At 44.9% G+C, this 294-nt stretch carries 1 pseudogene; it reads left to right on the top strand.

Going from position 1 to position 294, the window contains the following annotated elements:
• Positions 1–294 (top strand): annotated as a pseudogene (locus CHH91_RS18345) (ABC transporter substrate-binding protein); the annotation flags it as partial.

Below are 294 nucleotides of genomic sequence, written 5' to 3' on the forward strand. Positions count from 1 at the left end.
CCGTTTATAGAAGCTCACGGAGGATACGTGTTCGACCAGGATGGTGAAGGCGTATATGACACATCCAACATTGGACTGGCAAATGAAGGAACAGTAGAAGGGGCGAATTTAATTCAATCTTGGTATGAAGCAGGCTACTTACCAGTAGGAATCACCGACGATATTATAAAAGGTTATTTCCGAGATGGACAAGTAGGAGCAGTCATTTCAGGACCTTGGAACGTTTCTGAATTCTCAGAGGCGCTTGGAGATCAATTGGCAGTTGCGCCTCTCCCAACAATTGATGGGAAAAAC

Source organism: Virgibacillus sp. 7505, from assembly GCF_002272135.1.
Taxonomy (GTDB): domain Bacteria; phylum Bacillota; class Bacilli; order Bacillales; family Amphibacillaceae; genus Terribacillus.